The following is a 21,187-nucleotide window of genomic DNA, read 5'->3' as shown; positions in this document are numbered from 1 at the left end:
GCCGGCCGGCGCCGACGACAGGAGTCCTCCCCGAGCATGAGCCCCACCACGCCCGACCGCGGAGCGTCACCCGCCCTCGGCCGCCAGGACATCGCGCACCTCGCGCGACTGGCCCGGTTGGCCGTCACCGACGAGGAGCTCGACCGCTTCGCCGGCCAGCTGGGCGCGGTCCTCGACGCGGTGGCCCAGGTGCAGCGCGCCGACGTCGAGGACGTCGCCCCGATGACCCACGCCGTCCCGCTGACCAACGTGCTGCGCGACGACGTCGCCACCCCGTGCCTGCCGCGCGACGCCGTCCTGGCCGGCGCACCCGCCGCCGAGGACGACCGCTTCCGCGTGCCGCGCATCCTGGGGGAGGAGGAGTGAGCGACCTCACCGCGCTGCCGGTCACCGCGCTGCAGAGCGCGCTCGCCGCCGGCGAGACCTCCGCCGTCGAGGTCACCCGCGCCCACCTGGACCGGATCGCCGCCGAGGACGGCGACCTCGGCGCCTACCTGCACGTCGACGCCGAGGCCGCGCTGCAGCGGGCCGGGGAGATCGACGCCTCGGGCACCGCCGGCACCGGCCTGGCCGGCATCCCGGTGGCGCTCAAGGACGTCTTCGTCACCGAGGGCGTGCCCACCACCAGCGGCTCGCGGATCCTCGAGGGCTGGCGCCCGCCGTACTCGGCCACCGTCGCCACCCGGCTGCACGAGGCCGGCACGGTGCTGCTCGGCAAGACCAACATGGACGAGTTCGCGATGGGCTCGTCCACCGAGAACTCCGCGTACCGGGTCACCCGCAACCCGTGGGACCGCGACCGCATCCCCGGCGGCTCGTCGGGCGGCTCCAGCGCCGCGGTCGCCGGCCGGCTCGCCCCGTTCGCGCTCGGCACCGACACCGGCGGCTCGATCCGCCAGCCCGCCGCGGTCACCGGCCTGGTCGGCCACAAACCCACCTACGGCTCGGTGTCGCGCTACGGCCTGATCGCGTTCTCCTCCAGTCTCGACCAGGCCGGCCCGATGGCCCGCACGGTCATGGACGCCGCCCTGCTGCACGAGGCGATCGGCGGCCACGACCCGCGCGACTCCACGAGCATCGACGCCCCGGTGCCCACCGTCGTCGAGGCCGCCCGCCGCGGCGCCGGCGGCGACCTGTCCGGCCTGCGGGTCGGCGTCGTCCGGGAGCTGGGCGGCGAGGGCGCGCGCGAGGGCTACGACGCCGGCGTGCTCGAGCGGTTCGCCGAGGCGGTCGCGCTGCTGGAGGCCGCCGGCGCCGAGGTGCGCGAGGTGTCCTGCCCCTCGTTCGGGCTGGCGCTGCCGGCGTACTACCTGATCGCGCCGAGCGAGGCGTCGTCGAACCTGGCCCGGTTCGAGGGCATGCGGTTCGGCATCCGGGTCGGCGACGACGGCACCCGCGACATCGACGAGGTCATGGCGCTCACCCGCGAGCAGGGCTTCGGCGCCGAGGTCAAGCGCCGGATCATCCTCGGCACCTACGCGCTGTCGGCGGGCTACTACGACGCCTACTACGGCCAGGCGCAGAAGGTCCGCTCGCTGATCACCCGCGACTTCTCCGCCGCCTTCGACGGCGGCGTCGACGTGCTGGTCAGCCCGACCAGCCCGACGGTGGCCTGGCCGCTGGGCGCCCGCGTCGACGACCCGCTGGCCATGTACGCCGCCGACCTGTGCACGCTGCCCGCGAGCCTGGCCGGCGTCCCGGCCATCTCGGTGCCGTGCGGGCTGTCCGAGGGGCTGCCGGTCGGCCTGCAGGTGATGGCGCCGGCGCTGGCCGACGACCGCTGCTACCGCGTCGCCGCCGCCGTCGAGGCCGCCCAGGGCGCGCCGCTCGCCGACCGGCTCCCGGAGCGTGCCGCGTGAACGGCGCGCTCAAGGCCGCCTGGGGCCTGACCGCGTTCGTCATCCTCGCCGGACTGGTGCTGTGGCTGACCACCGGCCGGGCCGTCTTCGCCGTCTTCATCGTCCTGGGCGTGCTGACCGGCCTCGGTGCCTGGGTCACCGGCCGCAGCACCACCCCGAAGGGAGGGCCCACCCCGTGACCGAGTCCCTCGTCGACTTCGACGACGTCCTCACCCGCTACGAGCCGGTGATCGGCCTGGAGACCCACGTCGAGCTGGGCACCGAGTCGAAGATGTTCTGCGGCTGCTCGACGACGTTCGGCGCCGAGCCCAACACCCAGACCTGCCCGGTCTGCCTCGGCCTGCCCGGCTCGCTGCCGGTGGCCAACGCCGCGGCCGTCGAGTCGACCATCCGGATCGGCCTGGCCCTGGGCTGCCGGATCGCGTCCTGGTCGCGCTTCGCCCGGAAGAACTACTTCTACCCGGACATCCCGAAGGGCTTCCAGACCAGCCAGTACGACGAGCCGCTGTGCACCGCCGGGCACCTCGACGTCGAGGTGGACGGCGAGACCTACCGCGTGGAGATCGAGCGGGTGCACCTCGAGGAGGACACCGGCAAGAACCTGCACGTCGGCGGCGCCACCGGCCGCATCCACGGCGCCGACCACTCGCTGGTCGACTTCAACCGGGCCGGCATCCCCCTGGTGGAGATCGTGACCCGCCCGGTGGCCGGCGCCGGCGCCAAGGCCCCCGAGGTGGCCCGCGCCTACGTCACCGAGCTGCGCGAGATCATTCAGACCCTCGGCGCCTCGGACGTGCGGATGGAGCAGGGCAGCCTGCGCTGCGACGTGAACACCTCGCTCGCGCCGATCGGCAGCCTGGAGTGGGGCACCCGCACCGAGACCAAGAACGTCAACTCGCTGCGGTCGGTGGAGCGGGCGGTGCGCTACGAGATGCGCCGGCAGGCCGCCGTCCTCGACGCCGGCGGGCGGGTGCTGCAGGAGACCCGGCACTTCCACGAGGACACCGGCAGCACCTCCCCGGGCCGCAGCAAGGAGGAGGCGACCGACTACCGGTACTTCCCCGAGCCCGACCTGGTGCCGCTCGCGCCCGACGCCGAGTGGGTGGAGAAGCTGGCCGCCGGGCTGCCCGAGCTGCCCGCCGCCCGCCGCCGCCGGCTGCAGGAGGAGTGGGGCCTGTCGGCCACCGAGATGACCTGGCTGGTCAACGCCGGGGCGCTCGGGCTGGTCGAGCAGACCGTCACCGCCGGCGCCACGCCGGCCGACGCCCGCAAGTGGTGGCTGGGCGAGCTCGCCCGCCGGGCCAACGACGCCGGCGTCGACCTCGCCGACCTCGCCGTCACCCCGGCCCAGGTCGCCGAGCTGACGACGCTGGTCGCCGAGGGCACGGTCAACGACAAGCTGGCCCGGCAGGCGCTCGACGGCGTCCTGGCCGGCGAGGGCGACCCGCGCACCGTCGTCGAGGCTCGCGGCCTGGCGGTGATGGGGGAGTCCGACGAGCTCGTCGCCGCCGTCGAGGCCGCGATCGCCGGCGCCCCCGACGTCGTGGAGAAGGTGCGCTCGGGCAAGGTCCAGGCGCTCGGCGCGCTGGTCGGGCAGGTCATGAAGGCCACCCGCGGCCAGGCCGACGCCCCGACCGTGCGGCGGATGCTCGAGGAGCGCGTCCTCGGCAGCTGACCGGCGCGCACTTCCGCGGATCTGCGCCGTGCAGATCCGCGGAAGTGCCCGGTCAGACCGGGGAGGAGCCGGTCGACGACGGCGGCAGGATCCGCAGCACCTTGTCGTCGTCCTCGGCGGGGACGCCGATGCCGTCCCGGTTGGACGTGGTCACCCACAGCCCGCCCTCGCTGTCGAGGACGACGGTGCGCAGCCGGCCGTAGCGCCCGCTGATGAGCTCGATCGGGTCCTCGCTGATCCCGCCGTCGCCGTCGAGCTGGACGACGTGCACCCGCTGGCCGTCGAGCGCGCCGAGGAACACCGTGGTCCCCGCGGCGGTGCAGCCGCCCAGGCCGCCCTCGGCGTTGCCCACCTCGAACAGCGGCGCGATCGTCCCGGGGCCGGCGGCCGGCCAGCCGTGGTCGCTGCCCTCGACCAGCTCGTTGAGCTCGTCGGGCCCGGCGGTGGACTCGTCGACGGCGTAGAGCGTGCCCGCCTCGTCGCCGGACGGGCAGACCGCCGTGACGTCGGAGAAGCCCCGGCTGTGGACCGGGCCCGAGGCGGTCGCGGGCTGGCCGAACACGTCGACGTGCAGGACCTTGCCGCCGAGCGAGGCCGGGTCCTGCGCCAGCACGGGGTTGCCGGTGTCGCCGGTGCCGACGAACAGGGTGCCGTCGGGGGCGAACGCGAGCCCGCCGCCGTTGTGCACCTCGCCGCGGGGGATGCCGGTGAGCACCGGGTTCGGGGTGCCGCCGAGCGGGAAGCGGACGACGCGGTTGTCGGTGGCCGTCGAGACGTAGGCGTAGAACAGCCCGTCCTCGTCGAACGTGGGGGACAGCGCCAGGCCGAGCAGCCCGCCGTCGCCGCCGGTGTCGACGCCGGGCAGCACCATGAGCTCCTGCGCCGGCGAGCGGTCGGGGAAGACGTGCAGCAGCCGGCCGGTCTCGCGCTCGCCCACGACGGCGCTGCCGTCGGGCAGCACGACCAGCCCGGTGGGCACGACCAGGTCGGTGGCGACGACGTTCGGGTCGCCGGCGGTGGAGCCGGAGCCGGGGTCGGCCGGGTCGCCGGGCGAGGGCGCGGGGGAGGACTCGGTGGGCGGCCCGACCTCGGGCGGCGCCCCCTCGGGCAGCGGGCGGAACGGCCCGGCCGGCTCGTAGCCGTCCTCGCCGCACCCGGCGAGCACGAGCGCCAGGGCGACCGCGCAGCCCGCCGCGCCGCCGCGCCGTCCCGCCTGCCGCCTCACCCGCTCCACAGTACGGGCGGAACGCCGCCGGCAGCCGTACGCCGGGCGCCGTCCGGCAGGCGCGCAGCGCCCCGGAGCGGCGCCGGTCCCCGGTAGGTTGCCGACCTCACCCGGGCGAGCAGCGGAGGCCGGCATGCGGATCGCGGGAGACGGCGGCGGGCGGCCGCGGGTGGTCACGGTCGGCGGCGGCTTCGCCGGGCTCACCGCCCTGCGCAGGCTGCAGCGGCTGCTCCCGCCGGACGCCGCCGACCTGGTCCTGGTCACGCCGACGGACTACCTGCTCTACAGCCCCCTGCTGCCCGAGGTGGCCACCGGCGTGGTCGAGGCGCGGCACATCGCGGTCTCCCTGCGGCGGCTGCTGCCCCGGGTGCGCCTGGTGCTGGGCCGGGTCGAGGACGTCGACCTGGCCGCGCGCTCGCTCACGCTGCGGCCCGCGCACGGGACCCCGACGGCGATGTCGTGGGACCGGCTCCTGCTCACGCCCGGCGCGGTGACCCGCCAGGTGCCCGTCCCCGGCGTCCCCGAGCACGGCCGGGCGCTGAAGACCCTGGTCGAGGCGGTGTTCCTCCGCGACCACCTGCTCGAGCAGCTCGACCTCGCCGACGCCCTGCCCGACACCCCGGCCGGCCGGGCCGAGCGCGCCGCGCGGCTCACCGTGGTCGCCGTCGGCGCGGGCTACACCGGCACCGAGGTGGTCGCCCAGACCCAGCGCTGGCTGCGCCGGATCGAGGGCCGGTGGGACCGCACCCGCGCCGCCGAGGTGCGGTGGGTGCTGGTCGACCTCGCGCCCGCGGTGCTGCCGGAGCTGGGCCCCGAGCTCGGCCGCCGCGCGCTGGACGTGCTGGCCCGCCGCGGGGTCGACGTCCGGCTCCGCACCTCGGTGGTCTCCGCCGACGAGGACGCCGTCGTCCTCACCGACGGCGAGACGATCCCGACCCGCACGCTGGTGTGGGGCGCCGGGGTCGTCGCGCACCCCCTGGTCGGCCGGCTGGGGCTGCCGCTGCGGCGGGGCCGGCTCGCCGTCGACCCCGACCTCGCCGTCCCGGGCGTGGCCGGCGTGTGGGCCGCGGGCGACGCGGCCGCCGTCCCCGACCTCGCCGCCGGGGAGCAGGACGGCGAGCTGCCGGACACCCCGCCGACGGCGCAGCACGCCCAGCGGCAGGGCGCCGTCCTCGGCCGCAACGTCGCCGCCAGCCTCGGCGTCGGCCGCCCCCGCCGGTACCGGCACCGCGACCTCGGCCTGGTCGCCGACCTCGGCGGCTGGGACGCCGTCGCCCGGCCGCTGGGGGTGCCGCTGACCGGGCCGCTGGCCAAGGTCGTCACCCGCGGCTACCACCTCTACGCGATGCCGGCGATGGCCAACCGGGTGCGGGTCGCGGCCGACTGGCTGTTCCAGACGGTGCTGCCGCCGGAGTCCACGCAGCTGTCGGTGGTCCGGCCCGAGGACGCGCGGATCGCCACCGCCCAGGGCCTCGCGCCGCAGGCGGTTCCCGGCCCGGAGGTCGCCGCCGGCGCCTCCTAGGGTCGGGGGCCGTGGCTCCCGAGATCCGCGGCACCGACGTCGTCGGCCCCGACGAGACCCTGACCGTCCTGGTGCCCTCGCGGGCGATGGCCACCGCGGTGGAGGCGCTGTCCCCGCGCGTGCGCGCCGTCCGCGCCGACCCCGACGGGCCGCCGCCGGAGGAGGCCGGGCAGGCGCAGGTCTGGGTGCCGCGCAGCGGCGGCGGCCCGGACGACGCCCTGCTCGCCGCGGCCCCGCGGCTGCGGCTTGTCCAGCTGCTCAGCGCCGGCGCCGAGCGGTTCGTCGGCCGGCTGCCCGAGGGCGTCGTGCTGTGCAACGCCCGCGGCGCACACACGCCGTCGACCGCCGAGTGGGTGCTGGCCGCGACGCTGGCCGCCCAGCGCGGCCTGCCCGACCTGGTCCGCGCGCAGGACGCCGGCCGGTGGAGCCCGGGGACGTTCTCCTCGCTGGTCGGGGCGCGGGTGCTCGTCGTCGGCGCCGGGGACATCGGCCGCCGGATCGGCGCCATGATGTCCGGCTTCGACGTCGAGCTGACCTACGTCGCGCGCAGCGCCCGCGACGGCGTCCACGGCACCGACGAGCTGCCGCGGCTGCTGCCCGGCGCCGACGTCGTCGTCCTCGTCGTGCCGGTGACCCCGGAGACCACCGGCCTGGTCGACGCGGAGTTCCTCGCCGCGATGAAGGACGGCGCGCTGCTGGTCAACGCCGCGCGCGGGGTCGTCGTCGACACCGACGCGCTGGTGGCCGAGCTGACCGCGGGCCGGCTGCGGGCCGCGCTCGACGTCACCGAACCCGAGCCGCTGCCCGAGGGGCACCCGCTGTGGTCGGCGCCGGGACTGCTGCTCACCCCGCACGTGGGCGGGGCGGTGCCGCAGACCGCCGCCCGCGCGGAGGCCGCGGTCCTCGCGCAGCTGCGCCGGGTGCTGGCCGGGGAGCCCCTGACCGACGTCGTCGGCGACTACTGACGCCGGACCCCGGGATCGTCGTCCCGCGGCGCGGGATCATGGGGACGTGGCAACCCTCGCGCGCATGCGGCTGAGCCGGGTCGCGCTGCTCCCCGTCGTCTTCCTCGCCGTCTGCGTGCTGCCCTTCGCCGCCGCCTCCCCGTGGGCCGCGCTGGTCCTGCTCCTGCCGCTGCTGGCGGCGGTCTGGGTGCTGCGGGTGGGCGTCGACGTCGGCGAGGAGGCGATCACCACGCGCGGGCTGCTCGGGCAGCGCCGGGTGCCCTGGGACGACCTGGCCGGCATCCGGGTGGGCCGCAACGCCCGGCTGGTGCTGGTCACCACCGGCGGCGGGGAGGTGCGGCTGCCGGTCCTGCGCGCCCGCGACCTGCCGCGGCTGGCGGGGTGGTCCGGCGGCCGCTTCGACGTCCCCGCGCCGCCGGCCGCCTAGCCCGCGAGCGCGCACAGCCGCGCGGCGCTCTCGCCGCCCTCGGCCGCGGTGTAGACGACCAGCTGCAGCCCGGGGGCGTCGGCGGGCGTGAGCTGGTGGTGCTCGAGCAGCAGGCTGCCCACCTCGGGGTGCTCGAAGCGGCGCTCGGCGGAGCTGAACCGGTCGACGTCGTGGCTGGCCCACCCGGCGCGGAACTCCGGGCTGGCCGCCTCGAGCCGGGCGACGAGGTCGACGACCGCCGGGTCGGCCAGCCGCGGGCCCACCTCGGCGCGGAACTGGGTGAGGAACCGCCGGCTGTCCCCGGCCCAGTCCGCCAGCAGCGCCCGCACCGCCGGGTCGGTGAACACCAGCTCCAGCAGGTTGCGCCGGTCCGCGGGGGCGGCGGCCACCCCGGGGTAGAAGCGCTCGTAGGCGCGGTTCCACCCGGCGATCCACCAGTCGGCGGTGATCGCGTAGGCGGGGGAGGGGCCCAGCGCGTCCAGCAGGCGCTGCACGTGGCCGGGCATCCCGCCGTCGGGGTCGCCGGGGGCGGCGCCGCCGTGGCCGGTCAGCCGCAGCACGTAGCCGTGCTCGGCCGGCGTCATGCGCAGGGTGCGGGCGAGCGCGTCGACCACCTGGCGGGACGGGCGGATGTCGCGGCCCTGCTCCAGCCACGTGTACCAGGTGGAGCTCACCCCGGACAGCAGCGCGACCTCCTCCCGGCGCAGCCCCGGCGTGCGCCGGGGACCGCCCGCGGGCAGGCCGGTGTCGCGCGGGTCGACCTGGGAGCGGCGCGAGCGGAGGAAGTCGCCGAGCTCCCGGCGGGCGGTGGCGGACACGGCGGCTCCCGGGTGGTGGTGTCGGTACCAGTATCGACGGCGTCTGGGAGCGCCCCGGGACCGCGCCTACGCTCGCGGCGTGACGACCGTGGACGACCCCCGCACCACCGCCGACGTCAAGCCGCGCAGCCGCGAGGTGACCGACGGCATCACCAGGGCCCCGGCCCGGGCGATGCTGCGCGCCGTCGGCATGGGCGACGACGACTGGGACAAGCCGCAGATCGGCGTGGCCTCGTCGTGGAACGAGATCACCCCGTGCAACCTCTCGCTGGACCGGCTGGCCAAGCGGGCGAAGGAGGGCGTGCACGCCGCCGGCGGGTTCCCGCTGGAGTTCGGCACCATCTCGGTCTCCGACGGCATCTCCATGGGCCACGAGGGCATGCGCGCCTCGCTGGTCAGCCGCGAGGTCATCGCCGACTCGGTGGAGACGGTGATGTTCGCCGAGCGGCTCGACGGCTCGGTGCTGCTGGCCGGCTGCGACAAGTCCCTGCCCGGCATGCTCATGGCCGCCGCCCGGCTGGACCTCGCCAGCGTCTTCCTCTACTCGGGCTCGACGCTGCCGGGGAAGCTCGGCGACCGCGACGACCTGACGATCATCGACGTCTTCGAGGCCGTCGGCGCCTGCGCCCGCGGGCTGATCACCCAGGACGAGCTGGCCGCCGTCGAGCGGGCCGCCTGCCCCGGCATGGGCTCCTGCGGCGGCATGTACACCGCCAACACCATGGCCAGCGTCGCCGAGGCGCTGGGCATGAGCCTGCCCGGCAGCGCCGCCCCGCCGGCGCCCGACAGCCGCCGCGACGCCTTCGCCGTCGCCTCCGGCGAGGCCGTGGTGAACCTGCTGCGCAAGGGCATCACCGCGCGGCAGATCATGACCAGGCAGGCGTTCGAGAACGCGATCACCGTGGTCATGGCGCTGGGCGGCTCCACCAACGCGGTCCTGCACCTCATGGCCATCGCGCACGAGGCGCAGGTCGAGCTGACCCTCGACGACTTCAACCGGATCGGTGACCGCACGCCGCACCTGGCCGACGTCAAGCCCTTCGGCCGGTACGTCATGACCGACGTCGACCGCATCGGCGGCGTCCCGGTGGTCCTGCGTGCGCTGCTCGACGCCGGCCTGCTCCACGGCGACACGCTCACCGTGACCGGGAAGACGATGGCCGAGAACCTCGCCGAGATCGCCCCGCCGGACCCCGACGGCGCGATCATCCACGCGCTGTCCCAGCCGATCCACCGGACCGGCGGCCTCACGATCCTGCACGGCTCGCTGGCGCCGGAGGGCGCCGTGGTGAAGTCGGCCGGCTTCGACCGCGACGTCTTCGAGGGCACCGCGCGGGTCTTCGACGGCGAGCAGGGTGCCATGGACGCGGTCACCGAGGGCACGCTGCAGGCCGGCGACGTCGTCGTCATCCGCTACGAGGGGCCCAAGGGCGGCCCGGGCATGCGCGAGATGCTCGCCGTCACCGGCGCGATCAAGGGCGCGGGGCTGGGCAAGGACGTCCTGCTGCTCACCGACGGCCGGTTCTCCGGCGGCACCACCGGCCTGTGCATCGGCCACGTCGCGCCGGAGGCCACCGAGGGCGGCCCGATCGCGCTGGTCCGCGACGGCGACCCGGTCCGGCTGGACCTCACCACGCGCACGCTGGACCTGCTGGTCGACGACGACGAGCTGGCCCGCCGCCGCGCGGACTGGGCGCCCCTGCCCCCGCGCTACACCACCGGCGTCCTCGGCAAGTACGCCAAGCTGGTGGGCTCCGCGGCCAACGGCGCCATCTGCGGATAGTCCCCCCGATGGGGTGACGGCGCTCCCCGGGAACTGGTCCCGGGGAGCGCCGCTGCCGACACCCCCGGTGTGGACAGGCGGATCAGGTGGCTGCTGGCGTGCGCCGTGCCGGCCGCAGCGGCGTGCGCCCTGGCGGTCGCCGTGCCCGCGCTGGACCCGGTCTCCGACGCCGTCACCGGCCTGGCCGGGCTGCTCGCCGCGCTCGCGCTGTGGGCGCTGAGCCGGCCCGGTGACCCCTCCGCCCCGCCGTGGCGGGTGCTCGCCGTCGCGGCGTTGTTCCCCGCCCTCGGCCTGGTCCTGACCACCACGGCCCGGCCGGACTCCGTGCTGTCCGCGGTGGTGCTGCGCTGGCTGCCCACCGTCCCCGGCTACGTCCTCGTGGTCGTGGCCGTGCTCGGCATGGTCGAGCGGTCCAGCCTGCGGCGCACCTGCCGGCGGACGACGCTCGAGCTCGCCCTCTTCGGCGTCGCCGCGCTCGCCGTCATGCAGTTCCTGCTGGTCGGCCCGGGCGGCAGCTGGACCGCGCTGTCCCTGGGCGCCCAGCTCGTCCTCGGCGCCGCGGTCGTGGCCGCGGCCGCCACCATGGCCGCCGGCCTCACCGTCCTCGGCGCGGTCGAGGCGCACCGCCGGCGCATGGCCGCGGTGCTGCTCGGCGGCCTCGTCCTGCTCTGCGCCGCGCGCGGCACCGCCACCTCCGCGACGCTGCTCGGCGCGCACGACGTCGTCCCGGCCACCCGCGTGGCCGTCGTCGTCGGCCTGGCGCTGCTGGTGCTCGCCCGCCTGCTCGACCCCGGCACCGGCCCGGCCGTCCCCCGCCGCGCGGCCGACGGCCGCACCGACCCGCTGCGCTCGGTGCTGCCGCACCTGGCGCTGGTCGCCGTGGTCGCGCTCGTCGTCGTGCCGCTGGCGCTGGGCACCCGGCCGACCCTGCTCACCCTCGCCGGGGCGCTGGCCTGCGTGGGCCTGGCGGCCGCGCACCGCTGGGTCACCGCCCGCGAGGACCACCAGCGCGGCGCCCGGCTGCGCCGCGACGAGGCCTACTTCCGCAACCTGCTGCACTCCGGCCGCGACGCCGTCCTCGTCCTCGACGCCCGGCTGCGCGTCGGCTGGGTCTCGCCGGCGATGGCCGCGCTGGTCGGCGCCACGCCGGAGCAGCTCGTCGGCCGCGACGTGCTCTCCGGCGCCGCCGGCCGGCCCGGCACCCTGGAGCCCGCGGACGCCGCCGCGCTGCGCCGGGTCCTCGACACCGGTACCGACACCGGCACCGACGGGCTGGTGACGCTGCACGTCCGCGACGCGGGCGGCGCGCGGCGCTGCCTCGAGGCCAGCGTCTCCGACCTGCGCACCGACCCGGCGGTCGCCTCGGTGGTGCTGCACTGCCGCGACGTGACCGAGCGGGTGGCCCGCGAGCGGGCGCTGGAGGAGCTCGCGTTCACCGACGCGCTCACCGGACTGCCCAACCGGGCCGGCTGGGACGCGGCCCTGCAGCCCGCGACCGCCCGCGCCGGGTCCGCGGTCCTGCTCGTCGAGGTCGCCGGCCTGGACGAGGTCCGCGAGCACGCCGGCCGCGACGCCGTCGCCGCCGTCCTCGTCGAGCTGGGCCGGCGGCTGCGCGCCGCCGTGCGCGGCGACGAGGTCGTCGCCCGGCTGGTCGGCGGCACCTTCGCGGTCCTGGCCGAGGGCGACGGCGACACCGCCGCGCTGCTCGCCGACCGCTGCCTGGCCGTGCTCGAGCAGCCGGTGACCACCGCCGCCGGCGTCTTCGACCTCACCGCCGCCGTCGGCGTGGTCGTCGTCGAGCCGGGGACCGGCGTCGCCGAGGTCGGCGCCCGCGCCGAGCTCGCGGTCGCGGCCGCCCGGGCCTCCCGCTCGGCGCGCGCCACCTGCTGGACGCCGGCGCTCGGCGCGGCGGCCGCCCGCCGCGACCGGCTGCGCGCGGACCTGCCCGGCGCCGCCGGCCGCGGGGAGCTGTGGCTGGCGTTCCAGCCGGTCGTGTCCCTGGCCGACAAGCGGGTCTCCGGCGTCGAGGCGCTGCTGCGCTGGCGGCACCCGGAGCTGGGGGAGGTCTCCCCGCGGGAGTTCGTCCCGATCGCCGAGCGGGCCGGGGTCGTCGGCGAGCTGCAGCGCTGGGCGCTGCGGGAGATCACCGCGGCCGCCGCCGTGCTGCCGGCCGGCGGCGGCGGGCCCCTGCGGATCGGCATGAACGTCTCCGCCGCGCACGTGGCCGAGCGCACCCTCGTCGACGACGTCGCCGGCGCGCTGTCCGCCTCCGGCCTGGCGCCCGAGCGGCTGGTCCTGGAGGTCACCGAGGCGACCGTGCTGGCCGAGGGCGACTCGGTGGCCGTCGACGCCGAGGCGCTGCGGCTCATGGGCGTGCACGTGGCCCTGGACGACTTCGGCACCGGCTCGTCGTCGCTGGGCCTGCTCACCCGCCTCCCGGTCGACGTGCTCAAGCTCGACCGCTCCTTCGTCTCCCGCGTCGACCGCGACCGGCAGAGCCGCGCGCTGTGCGAGGCGGTCGTGACCGTCGGCCGGTCCCTGGGGCTGCAGGTCGTCGCCGAGGGCGTCGAGACGCCGGCCCAGCTCGGCGTGCTGCGCGGGCTGGGCGTCGACCAGGCGCAGGGGTTCCTGCTGTCCCGCCCGCTGCCGCTGGCCGACCTCGTGGACCTGCTGCGCGGCGGCGCCGGCCTGCTGTGGCCGGGGCTGGTCGGCTCGTCGGCCGACCCGGTCCCGGCGCCGGTCGAGCCCTCCACCGTCCGGGCCGGCCGCCGTGGCTGACCGCGCCGCCCCGGCGGTCCAGGTCCTGCTGGCGGTCCTCGGCGCCGTCGCCGTCGCCGGCCTGCTCACCGGTGCGCCCGCCTGGCTGGTGCCCGCCCTGCTCGGGGCGGCGTCCGCCGCCTCGGCCGCGGTGCTCGCCCGCGACGCCGCCCGGCTGCCGGGCCGCGCCGGCCGGCCCTGGCGGGCGCTGTCCGCCGCCGGCGCGCTGCTCGCCCTCGGCCAGGTGCCGGCCCTCGCCGCACCCGGTCGCGACCTCGCCGCCGGTGGCGTCGAGGACCTCCCGACGCTGCTCGGCGTCCCGGTCGCCGTCTCGGCGGCCGTCCTGCTGCTGCCGCCGCGGTCGCACCGGCGGCTCGGCACGCGGGTGCTGCTCGACGGCGTGGTCGTCACCGTCGCCGGGGCCCTGCTCGGCTGCGTGCTGCTCGGCGACCTCGTCGCCCGGACCACCGGGCCGGGCGGCGGCCTGGTCGCGGCCGGCTACCCGCTGGCCGGGGCGCTCCTGTGCGGCATCGGCCTGGTCACCCTCACCGCCGTCCCCGAGGGCCGCCGCCGCGCCGCCGGCTGGCTGCTCGCCGCCTTCGTCGCCATGTCGCTGGTCGCGGTCGGCGGCGCGCCCGGCCGCACCTCGGCCGGCACCGCCCCGGGCTGGGACGTGGTCGTCGTGCTCGGCTGGCTGGCCATGCTCGCCGCCGCCCTGCGCGCCGCCCGGGCCGACGCCGGCGCGCACGCCGCCGCCGACGCCGGCCGCCGCACGCTGCCCCTGCGCGGGGGCGTGCTCGCCCACGGCGCGGCCACCGCCGCGCTGCTCGCGGTCGCCGGCGGCACCGTCGCCGGCCGCCCGCTGCCCGCGGCCGAGGCCGCCGCCACCGTCGTCCTCGTGCTGCTCACCTCGGCGCGGACGCTGTACTGGGCCCTGGACGCCGCGGCCCTGACCCGCCGCCTGGAGCGGACCGAGGGCTGGTTCCGCGCGCTCGTGCACAGCGGCGACGCCGTCACGCTGGTCCTCGACGGCTCCGGCCGCGTCACCTCCGCCACCGGCCCGGTCGCCGAGCGGCTCGGCGTCGCGGAGGAGGACCTGATCGGCCGGGTGCTGGTCGGCCTGCTGCACCCGGGGGACCGGGACCTGCTCGACCGCGTCTCCGCCGCCCTGCGCGACGCCACGCCCGACGGCCTGCCGGCCACCGGCCGGCTGCGCGCCGCCGACGGCACCTGGCGCGACGTCGAGGTGTCCGGCGCCGCCCCCGCCGCGGGCCGCCGGTCCGGCGACGGTCTGGTGCTGCACCTGCGCGACGTCACCGAGCGCCGCGCCGGGCAGCGCGAGCTCGAGCGGCTGGCCTACACCGACTCGCTCACCGGGCTGCCCAACCGCGCCCGCTTCATGGCCGCCCTCGACGGCGCCCTGACCCAGGCGTCCCGCGGCCGGCGCTCCTGCGTGCTGCTGCTCGACCTCGACGGCTTCAAGGCGGTCAACGACGTCGCCGGGCACGACGCGGGGGACCGGCTGCTGTGCGAGGTGGCCGACTCCCTGCGCGCCGCGGCCCGCGCCGGGGACCTGGTCGCGCGGCTCGGCGGGGACGAGTTCGCCCTCGTCGTCGACGCCGGCCCCGACGAGGCGCTGGCCCTGGCCGAGCGGCTGGTCGCGCGGCTGGACCGCACCCAGCGCTACGCCGCCCCCGGCGACCCGGAGGGCGCCGGTCCGGTGCTGCGCACCTCGGCGAGCGTCGGCGTCACCGAGGTGGTCGCCGGCGCCGACGCCTCGGCGACCGTCCGCGAGGCCGACCTCGCGCTGCGCACGGTCAAGGCGCAGGGCAAGAACGGCGTCCGGGCCTCGGGGGAGGCGCTGGTGGAGGAGTCCGCCCGGCGCAGCCGGCTGGCCCGCGACCTGCCCACCGCCATCGAGCGGGGCCAGCTGCGGGTGGTCTACCAGCCGGTGGCCGGGGTGGAGGAGCACCGCGTCCTGGGCGTCGAGGCCCTGGTGCGCTGGGACCACCCGGTGCTCGGCCCCGTGCCGCCGGAGGAGTTCATCGGCCTGGCCGAGGACGACGGGCTGATCGTGCCGCTGCAGCGGTGGGTGCTGCAGACGGCGACCGCCGAGCACGCCCGCCTCGTCGCGCAGGGCCGCGACCTCAAGCTCGGCGTCAACATCTCGGTGCGCCACCTGCAGGCCCGCTGCCTGGTCGAGGACGTCACCCGCGCCCTGCAGCGCTCCGGCCTGCCCGCGCACCTGCTGATGGTCGAGGTCACCGAGAGCGTCCTCATGGACGACGACGAGCGGCTGCTCGCCGAGCTCGCGGAGCTGTCCGCGCTGGGCTGCATCGTCTCCCTCGACGACTTCGGCAAGGGCTACTCGTCGCTGGCCTACCTCGCCCGGCTGCCCGTGCAGGTGCTGAAGATGGACCGCGGCTTCGTGTCCGGCATCGACACCGACCCGCGCGGCGCGGCGCTGGTCGGCAGCGTCGTCGACCTCGGCCGCACGCTCGGCATGGACGTCGTCGCCGAGGGCGTGGAGACCCCCGAGCAGATGGCGGTCCTCACCGCGCTCGGCTGCCGGTTCCTTCAGGGCTGGCTGATCGGCCGGCCCGTCCCCGCCGCCGCCCTGCCGGCGCTGGTCGACGCCTTCGACCCCGCCCTGCCGACCGGCCCGGTGCCCGTCGCCGTCCCATGACATGGACGACACGAGTCCACTGTGTGGGACAGCCTGGTTGACGTCGTGGCGGTCGAGGCGCACAGTGTCCGCGTGACCTCCGCCCGCCTGCTCCTCGTAGTCGCCTAGCGCGCCGGTCGCCCGACCGACGCGCTATGCCCCTCTGTGCCCACGGCACGAGGGGTTTTTTGTTGGCGCGAGGCCCGGGGCGGGGCCGGCCCGGCGGACAGCCGGGACCCTCCCCGCACCCGGGCGACACCGAGCAGACACCCGGAACCGCACGCCCGTCCCGCCCGTCCGGCACAGGAGACGCCCCGCATGACCAGCACCCCGAGCGAGTCCGCCACCCGAGAGGCCGCCGCAGCCCTGACCGGTGTCGAGACGACGGCCCGCTCGATCGCCGAGTCCGCCGCCGAGCCCGCGACCGGCATCACCGGCGCGCAGAGCCTGGTCCGCTCGCTCGAGGCCGTGGGCGTCGAGGTGGTCTTCGGCATCCCGGGCGGCGCGATCCTGCCCGCCTACGACCCGCTGTTCGACTCGCGCGTGCGCCACGTCCTCGTCCGGCACGAGCAGGGCGCCGGGCACGCGGCCACCGGGTACGCGCAGGCCACCGGCCGGGTCGGCGTCTGCATGGCCACCTCCGGCCCGGGCGCGACCAACCTGGTCACCCCGCTGGCCGACGCCTACATGGACTCGGTGCCGATCGTCGCGATCACCGGCCAGGTGCCCAGCGGCGCGATCGGGACCGACGCCTTCCAGGAGGCCGACATCCGCGGCATCACGATGCCGATCACCAAGCACAACTTCCTGGTCACCGACCCGGCGGAGATCCCCCAGCGGATCGCCGAGGCGTTCCACCTGGCCGCCACCGGCCGCCCCGGCCCGGTCCTGGTCGACATCCCCAAGGACGTGCTGCAGGCGACCACCGACTTCTCCTGGCCGCCGCGGCTGGACCTGCCCGGCTACAAGCCGACCACCCGCCCGCACGGCAAGCAGGTCCGCGAGGCCGCCGCGCTGATCGCCGGCGCCCGCCGGCCGGTCCTCTACGTCGGCGGCGGGGTGCTCAAGGCCCGCGCCACCGAGGAGCTGGCCGAGCTCGCCGAGCTCACCGGGGCGCCGGTCGTCACCACCCTCATGGCCCGCGGCGCGTTCCCCGACAGCTCGCCGCAGCACCTGGGCATGCCCGGCATGCACGGCACCGTCGCCGCGGTCACCGCGCTGCAGAAGGCCGACGTCCTCGTCGCCCTCGGCGCCCGCTTCGACGACCGGGTGACCGGCCAGCTGTCCTCCTTCGCGCCCGGCGCGCTGGTGGTCCACGCCGACATCGACCCCGCCGAGATCGGCAAGAACCGCCGGGCCGACGTGCCGATCGTGGGCGACGCGAAGGAGACGATCGCGGAGCTCGTGACCGCGCTGCGCTCCGAGCACGCCGCCGGCCGCACGCCCGACCTGACCGCCTGGTGGGCGCAGCTCGACGACTGGCGGGCCCGCTACCCGCTGGGCTACGACTGGCCCGAGGACGGCTCGCTGTCGCCGCAGTACGTCATCGAGCGGCTCGGCGCGATCGCCGGCCCGGACGCGATCTACGCCTCCGGCGTCGGCCAGCACCAGATGTGGGCCGCGCAGTTCATCAGGTACGAGAAGCCGGGCACGTGGCTCAACAGCGGCGGCGCCGGGACGATGGGCTACGCCGTCCCCGCGGCCATGGGCGCCAAGTACGGCCGCCCCGAGACCACGGTGTGGGCGATCGACGGCGACGGCTGCTTCCAGATGACCAACCAGGAGCTGGCCACCTGCGCCATCGAGGGCATCCCGGTCAAGATCGCCGTCATCAACAACGGCAACCTCGGCATGGTCCGGCAGTGGCAGACCCTGTTCTACGAGGGCCGCTACTCCAACACCAAGCTGCACCCGGTGGACGACGAGGGCCGGCCCACGCCGGTGCGCATCCCCGACTTCGTGATGCTGGCCGAGGCGCTGGGCTGCGTCGGGCTGCGCTGCGAGTCCAAGGACGACGTCGACGCCGTCATCGAGAAGGCCATGGCGATCACCGACGCCCCGGTGGTCATCGACTTCGTCGTCGGCCACGACGCGCAGGTGTGGCCGATGGTCGCCGCGGGCGCCAGCAACGACGACATCCTCGCCGCGCGCGGCCTGCGCCCGGTCTTCGGCGACAGCCAGGTCTAAGGAGCCCGGAGATGACCCGCCACACCCTGTCGGTCCTGGTCGAGAACAAGGCCGGTGTGCTGGCCCGCGTCTCGGCGCTGTTCAGCCGGCGCGCGTTCAACATCGAGTCGCTGGCCGTCGGGCCGACCGAGAACCCCGACCTGTCGCGGATGACGATCGTCGTCGACGCCGAGTCCGCGCCGCTGGAGCAGGTGACCAAGCAGCTCAACAAGCTCGTCGAGGTCATCAAGATCGTCGAGCTCGACGGCGGCGCCGCCGTCCAGCGCGAGCTGCTGCTGGTCAAGGTGCGCGCACCGATGGCCGAGCGCACCACGGTGCTGCAGACCGCCGAGCTGTTCCGCGCCCGCGTCGTCGACGTCAACACCGACACCGTGACCCTCGAGGCCACCGGCACCCCGGACAAGCTGCAGGCCCTGCTCGCCGTCCTCGCCCCGCTCGGGATCAAGGAGATGGCGCAGTCGGGCACCGTGGCCCTCGGCCGGGGTCCGCGCTCGATGAGCGGCGCCGGTACCTTGCGCCCGGTCGACCGCAGCGCCTAGCCCCCGCACGCCCCGCACGAGAACAACCGAAGGAGCACGTACCGCATGGCCGAGATCTTCTACGACGACGACGCCGACCTGTCGATCATCCAGGGGCGCACCGTCGCCGTCATCGGCTACGGCAGCCAGGGCCACGCGCACGCCCTGTCGCTGCGGGACTCCGGGGTGGACGTCCGCGTCGGCCTGCCCGAGGGCAGCAAGAGCCGGGCCAAGGCGGAGGCCGAGGGCCTGCGGGTCGTCACGCCGGCCGAGGCCGCCGCCGAGGCCGACCTGATCATGATCCTCGCGCCCGACCACGTGCAGCGGACGCTGTACAGCGAGTCGATCGAGCCCAACCTGCAGGACGGCGACGCGCTGTTCTTCGGTCACGGCTTCAACATCCGGTTCGGCTACATCAAGCCCCCGGCCGGCGTCGACGTCGCGATGGTCGCGCCCAAGGGCCCCGGCCACCTCGTCCGCCGCGAGTTCGAGAACGGCAAGGGTGTGCCGTGCCTGGTCGCCGTCGAGCAGGACGCGAGCGGGCAGGCCCTGCAGCTCGCGCTGTCCTACGCCAAGGCCATCGGCGGCGCCCGCGCCGGCGTCATCAGGACGACGTTCGCCGAGGAGACCGAGACCGACCTGTTCGGCGAGCAGGCCGTCCTCTGCGGCGGCGCCAGCGCGCTGATCACCGCCGGGTTCGAGACCCTCACCGAGGCCGGCTACCAGCCCGAGGTCGCCTACTTCGAGTGCCTGCACGAGCTGAAGCTGATCGTCGACCTCATGTACGAGGGCGGCATCGCCAAGCAGCGCTGGTCGGTGTCCGACACCGCCGAGTACGGCGACTACACCTCCGGCCCGAAGGTCATCGACGCCCGCGTCAAGGAGTCGATGAAGGAGGTCCTCGCCGCGATCAAGGACGGCTCGTGGGCCGCGGCCTTCATCGCCGACCAGGACGCCGGGGCGCCGGACTTCAAGCGCCGCCGCGCCGAGGCCGAGGCGCACCCCATCGAGGAGACCGGCCGCAAGCTGCGCGGCCTGATGAGCTGGGTGTCGGCCTCCGACGACTACACCGGCACCGCCGCCCGCTCGTAGCGTCCGGCAACGCGAACGGCCCCCGCTGCCTGCCGGCAGCGGGGGTCGTCGTCGTCTGCGGGGGAGGTCAGTAGGCCAGGCCCCGCGAGGCGAAGTACTGCTTGGACTGCGGCTGCTGCAGGAAGAAGACGATCAGGCCCGGCAGCACGAAGCCGAGCAGCGCCGAGAACTCGAAGCCGCCGCCGACGGCCAGCGAGATGATCAGGGTCAGCAACTGGATGCCGATCGAGGCGTAGCTGCCGAGGAGCAGCAGCCGCGGCGACTTGCCGGTGAGCACCTGGATGCCGCCGACCAGCACGACGACGGCCGTGGCGACCGCCAGCAGGGTGACGATCCCGAGCAGCGGGCTGAGCGCGAACAGCAGGCCGATCCCCAGGATGGCGAGCAGACCGAACAGCGAGCCCAGGCCACCGATGACGACGCCGATCACCGCGGCCGCGGTGACCTGCCCGGGACGCTGGCCGGCCGGCGCGCCGCCGTAGGGGGAGGGGCCGCCGAAGCCGCCGCCGTAGGGGGCCGGGTTGCCGTGCGGCTGCTGGCCGTAGGGCTGGGCCCCGTAGGGCTGCTGGCCGTAGGGCTGCGCGCCGGGCGCGCCGTACCCGGGCTGACCCCCCGGCGGCGTGTTCTTGTCGAAGCTGGGGCTGGTCATGCTCGGGTTCCTCCTGGAGGTGGCTCCGCCCTGTCGGCGGTCGGCGGCGGAGTGTAGGGGCTCGCTGACGTCCGTGGGGGTCCGCCGACGCGACGTCCCCCCACGGGCGGACTCAGCGACCGCGGCGGGCGCGGTGCGCCGCGAAGAAGGCCGCGGCGGGCTTCAGGGACAGCAGCACCACGATCGCCAGCGCGGCCAGGAAGAACAGCAGGCTGGTGACGATCCCGCCGGCACCGGCGGTGTCGGCGTCGGCGAGGTTGCCGATCAGGCCGAACAGGGTGAAGGCCAGGGCGATCGAGCCGCCGACCAGGAGCATCACGCGGCTGCGCCCGGTGAGCGCCCACACCGAGCCCCAGATCATGACGACGGTCCAGACCAGCGCGACCAGGCCGAAGACCAGGATCACGCCGCCGACCGCGCCGGCGACCGACCCGAAGCCGGGGATCTCGCTGTCCAGCTCGTCCCCGGCGCTGCTGGCCACGGCGCCGGCGAAGACCAGCAGCAGGCTGATCAGGACGCCGATCGCCCCCAGCACGAAGCCGAGGACGGCCGCGGTCACGACGCCGCCGGGCTTGGCCGGGACGGCGCCCTGGCCGTACTGCCCGTACTGCTGGCCGTAGGGCGCCGTCTGCCCGTACTGGCCGTACTGCTGCCCGTAGGGCTGGCCCTGCCCGTAGCCCTGCTGCCCGTAACCCTGCTGCCCGTAGCCCTGCTGGCCGTACCCCTGCTGGCCGTACGGCTGGGTCTGGCCGTGGCCCTGCTGCCCGTAGCCCGCCTGGCCGTACTGCTGGCCGTAACCCTGCTGGCCCTGCCCCTGCCCCTGGTCCTGGCCCTGCTGCCCGTACTGCTGGCCGTACGGCGGGTCCTGGGGCTGACCCTGGCCGGAGGCCGAGGCCCCGCCGCTGTCCTTGCTGAAGTCGGTCATGGTCTCCTCCGGAGGCGCCGGCTCGTCCCGGCGCGTCGCGCCCCAGCGTGCGGGGGGCCACCCGGCAGGGCAAGCGGCCCTCCCTCCGGGGCGGGGGTGTCGTGGCGGCTGGTGCGTACC

General features: G+C 76.3%; 17 protein-coding genes. 13 read left to right on the top strand and 4 right to left on the bottom strand.

Going from position 1 to position 21,187, the window contains the following annotated elements; all coding sequences use genetic code 11:
• Nucleotides 1–36 precede the first annotated feature (36 nt).
• From gatC to gatB, 4 genes are read left to right on the top strand one after another with little or no spacing between them, the layout of a single operon-like run.
• Nucleotides 37–366: an Asp-tRNA(Asn)/Glu-tRNA(Gln) amidotransferase subunit GatC gene (gatC, locus tag ACI79L_RS06080; protein WP_456929161.1), complete on the top strand. Its 330-nt coding sequence runs from the start codon at nt 37–39 to the stop codon at nt 364–366.
• Nucleotides 363–1,859 (top strand): Asp-tRNA(Asn)/Glu-tRNA(Gln) amidotransferase subunit GatA, encoded by a 1,497-nt coding sequence (gatA, locus tag ACI79L_RS06075; protein ID WP_456935902.1) that lies wholly within the window; start codon nt 363–365, stop codon nt 1,857–1,859. The genes gatC and gatA overlap by 4 nt, the downstream gene beginning before the upstream one ends.
• On the top strand, nt 1,856–2,038 hold the full coding sequence (locus ACI79L_RS06070) for a hypothetical protein (RefSeq protein ID WP_456929163.1): 183 nt from the start codon (nt 1,856–1,858) through the stop codon (nt 2,036–2,038). The genes gatA and ACI79L_RS06070 overlap by 4 nt, the downstream gene beginning before the upstream one ends.
• The gene (gene gatB / locus ACI79L_RS06065; protein WP_456935901.1) at nt 2,035–3,534 is read left to right on the top strand and encodes an Asp-tRNA(Asn)/Glu-tRNA(Gln) amidotransferase subunit GatB; all 1,500 of its coding nucleotides are present in this window, start codon (nt 2,035–2,037) and stop codon (nt 3,532–3,534) included. Before ACI79L_RS06070 ends, gatB begins: the two co-directional genes overlap by 4 nt.
• A 52-nt stretch (nt 3,535–3,586) precedes the next feature.
• Here gatB and ACI79L_RS06060 read toward each other — a convergent pair whose 3' ends face one another.
• Nucleotides 3,587–4,759: a PQQ-dependent sugar dehydrogenase gene (locus ACI79L_RS06060; RefSeq protein WP_456935900.1), complete on the bottom strand. Its 1,173-nt coding sequence runs from the start codon at nt 4,757–4,759 to the stop codon at nt 3,587–3,589.
• 133 nt (nt 4,760–4,892) lie between these two features.
• On the opposite strand from ACI79L_RS06060, the gene ACI79L_RS06055 reads away from it, so the two are divergent.
• The 3 genes from ACI79L_RS06055 to ACI79L_RS06045 are packed head-to-tail and all read left to right on the top strand — an operon-like array spanning nt 4,893 to nt 7,673.
• Nucleotides 4,893–6,281: an NAD(P)/FAD-dependent oxidoreductase gene (locus tag ACI79L_RS06055; protein ID WP_456935899.1), complete on the top strand. Its 1,389-nt coding sequence runs from the start codon at nt 4,893–4,895 to the stop codon at nt 6,279–6,281.
• Between the two features lie 11 nt (nt 6,282–6,292).
• A complete protein-coding gene (locus tag ACI79L_RS06050) occupies nt 6,293–7,246 on the top strand; it encodes a 2-hydroxyacid dehydrogenase (RefSeq protein ID WP_456935898.1) in 954 nt (317 codons plus the stop codon).
• Nucleotides 7,247–7,292: 46 nt separating this feature from the next.
• A complete protein-coding gene (locus tag ACI79L_RS06045) occupies nt 7,293–7,673 on the top strand; it encodes a PH domain-containing protein (RefSeq protein WP_456935897.1) in 381 nt (126 codons plus the stop codon).
• Here ACI79L_RS06045 and ACI79L_RS06040 read toward each other — a convergent pair.
• Nucleotides 7,670–8,491 carry a helix-turn-helix transcriptional regulator gene (locus tag ACI79L_RS06040; protein ID WP_456935896.1) on the bottom strand — a complete coding sequence of 274 codons (822 nt, stop codon included), beginning with the start codon at nt 8,489–8,491 and terminating at the stop codon, nt 7,670–7,672. The two genes, ACI79L_RS06045 and ACI79L_RS06040, sit on opposite strands and share 4 nt — an antisense overlap.
• Before the next feature lie 79 nt (nt 8,492–8,570).
• Here ACI79L_RS06040 and ilvD point away from each other — a divergent pair, with 79 nt between their 5' ends.
• The 6 genes from ilvD to ilvC all read left to right on the top strand — a co-directional run bounded on the left by ilvD (nt 8,571) and on the right by ilvC (nt 19,493).
• Nucleotides 8,571–10,274, top strand: coding sequence for a dihydroxy-acid dehydratase (gene ilvD, locus ACI79L_RS06035; RefSeq protein WP_456935895.1), 1,704 nt, complete (start codon nt 8,571–8,573; stop codon nt 10,272–10,274).
• A gap of 69 nt (nt 10,275–10,343) precedes the next feature.
• Nucleotides 10,344–13,052, top strand: coding sequence for a putative bifunctional diguanylate cyclase/phosphodiesterase (locus ACI79L_RS06030; RefSeq protein ID WP_456935894.1), 2,709 nt, complete (start codon nt 10,344–10,346; stop codon nt 13,050–13,052).
• Nucleotides 13,045–15,717: a putative bifunctional diguanylate cyclase/phosphodiesterase gene (locus tag ACI79L_RS06025; protein WP_456935893.1), complete on the top strand. Its 2,673-nt coding sequence runs from the start codon at nt 13,045–13,047 to the stop codon at nt 15,715–15,717. Before ACI79L_RS06030 ends, ACI79L_RS06025 begins: the two co-directional genes overlap by 8 nt.
• Nucleotides 15,718–16,014: 297 nt before the next feature.
• Nucleotides 16,015–17,883 carry an acetolactate synthase large subunit gene (locus tag ACI79L_RS06020; protein ID WP_456935892.1) on the top strand — a complete coding sequence of 623 codons (1,869 nt, stop codon included), beginning with the start codon at nt 16,015–16,017 and terminating at the stop codon, nt 17,881–17,883.
• Nucleotides 17,884–17,894: 11 nt separating this feature from the next.
• Complete coding sequence (gene ilvN, locus ACI79L_RS06015) at nt 17,895–18,422, top strand: acetolactate synthase small subunit (protein WP_456929174.1); 528 nt, start codon at nt 17,895–17,897, stop codon at nt 18,420–18,422.
• 45 nt (nt 18,423–18,467) lie between these two features.
• Nucleotides 18,468–19,493, top strand: a complete 1,026-nt coding sequence (gene ilvC, locus ACI79L_RS06010) for a ketol-acid reductoisomerase (protein WP_456935891.1) — start codon at nt 18,468–18,470, stop codon at nt 19,491–19,493.
• A 67-nt stretch (nt 19,494–19,560) separates the two neighbouring features.
• Here ilvC and ACI79L_RS06005 read toward each other — a convergent pair whose 3' ends face one another.
• Nucleotides 19,561–20,142, bottom strand: coding sequence for a hypothetical protein (locus tag ACI79L_RS06005; protein WP_456935890.1), 582 nt, complete (start codon nt 20,140–20,142; stop codon nt 19,561–19,563).
• Nucleotides 20,143–20,254: 112 nt separating this feature from the next.
• Complete coding sequence (locus tag ACI79L_RS06000; RefSeq protein ID WP_456935889.1) at nt 20,255–21,067, bottom strand: hypothetical protein; 813 nt, start codon at nt 21,065–21,067, stop codon at nt 20,255–20,257.
• Nucleotides 21,068–21,187 lie beyond the last annotated feature (120 nt).

This window comes from Geodermatophilus sp. SYSU D00684, assembly GCF_054050455.1.
This window is presented reverse-complemented; position numbering and strand designations above follow the sequence as displayed.

Coding starts and splice junctions, on each gene's coding strand:
- ACI79L_RS06055 (WP_456935899.1), top strand. CDS start 4,893: ATGCGGATCGCGGGAGACGGCGGCGGGCGGCCGCGGGTGGTCACGGTC.
- ACI79L_RS06020 (WP_456935892.1), top strand. CDS start 16,015: ATGACCAGCACCCCGAGCGAGTCCGCCACCCGAGAGGCCGCCGCAGCC.
- gatC (WP_456929161.1), top strand. CDS start 37: ATGAGCCCCACCACGCCCGACCGCGGAGCGTCACCCGCCCTCGGCCGC.
- ACI79L_RS06000 (WP_456935889.1), bottom strand. CDS start 21,067: ATGACCGACTTCAGCAAGGACAGCGGCGGGGCCTCGGCCTCCGGCCAG.
- ilvN (WP_456929174.1), top strand. CDS start 17,895: ATGACCCGCCACACCCTGTCGGTCCTGGTCGAGAACAAGGCCGGTGTG.
- ACI79L_RS06005 (WP_456935890.1), bottom strand. CDS start 20,142: ATGACCAGCCCCAGCTTCGACAAGAACACGCCGCCGGGGGGTCAGCCC.
- ilvC (WP_456935891.1), top strand. CDS start 18,468: ATGGCCGAGATCTTCTACGACGACGACGCCGACCTGTCGATCATCCAG.